Here is a 1,107-nt window from a genome sequence, read left to right as displayed (position 1 = left end):
GGTGCTGGCCGCGGTGGCGGCGGACGCGGGTCGGCGGTTGTCGCAGGTGCCGGTGTTGACCGGGGGTGAGGCGGCGGATCTCGCGGTGTGGTGTGACGGGGATGCGGCCGCCGAGCCGTGGGCCGGTGCGGTGTACGAGTTGATCGCGGCGCGGGTGGCGGCGGATGCGGATGCGGTGGCGGTGCGGTCGGGTTCGGTGGCGTTGACCTATGGCCAGCTGTGGCAGCGGTCGGGCGTGTTGGCCGGTCGTCTGGTCGCCGCCGGGGTGGGCGTCGAGTCGGTGGTCGGGTTGTGTGTGGAGCGGGGCGCGGACGCGGTGGTGGCCGCGCTGGCGGTGTGGCGGGCCGGTGGTGCGTACCTGCCGCTGGATCCGGAACAGCCGGCGGACCGTTTGTCCTACATCCTGACCGACAGCGGGGCGCGGGTCCTGCTCGGCCACCGCCGGTGTGTGGACATCCTGACCGGGGCGGTGCCGACAACGGTCTGGCTGGAAGACCTCGACCTGGAGCGGGAACACGAACCGATGCCAGTGGTCGCGGCCGAGGCGGATCGGGCGGCGTACGTGATGTACACGTCTGGTTCGACGGGCCGGCCGAAGGGCGTGGTTGTGTCGCACGGGAACCTGGTGTCGTTCCTGACGGCCATGGCACGGCGGCCGGGCCTTTCGGCTGAGGACGTGGTGTTGGCGGTGACGACGTTCGGGTTCGACATCGCCGGGTTGGAGTTGTGGCTGCCGTTGCTGTCCGGCGCGCAGGTGGTGGTCGCCGACCGTGACACCGTCCGCTCTCCGCGGGCGTTGGCCGCGATCATCGACACCGCCGGGGTGTCGGTGGTGCAGGCGACCCCGGCGACGTGGCAGATGCTGGTCGAGGACGGGTGGAGCGGGTCGGACCGGTTGCGGATCCTGTGCGGTGGTGAGGCTCTCCCGTCCACCCTGGCCGAGGCATTGGTGCGGCGCTCTGGCGCGGTGTGGAACATGTACGGTCCGACCGAGACCACGATCTGGTCGGCTGTGGACCAGGTGAGCGCCGATGGTCCGGTCACGTTGGGGTCGCCGATCGCCGGGACCCGCTGGCACGTGCTGGACCGAGCGTTCAACGAGGTGCC

Annotated in this window: 1 protein-coding gene; it reads left to right on the top strand. The window is 71.5% G+C overall.

The window, feature by feature from the left end; all coding sequences use genetic code 11:
• On the top strand, nucleotides 1-1,107 hold a 1,107-nt coding region (locus tag ACFP2T_RS48065), incomplete at both ends, for an AMP-binding protein (protein WP_377434831.1).

Source organism: Plantactinospora solaniradicis, assembly GCF_042658085.1.
GTDB classification, from domain to species: domain Bacteria; phylum Actinomycetota; class Actinomycetes; order Mycobacteriales; family Micromonosporaceae; genus Plantactinospora; species Plantactinospora solaniradicis.
Note: the sequence above shows the minus strand (reverse complement) of the source record. Positions and strands in the feature narration are given on the sequence as shown.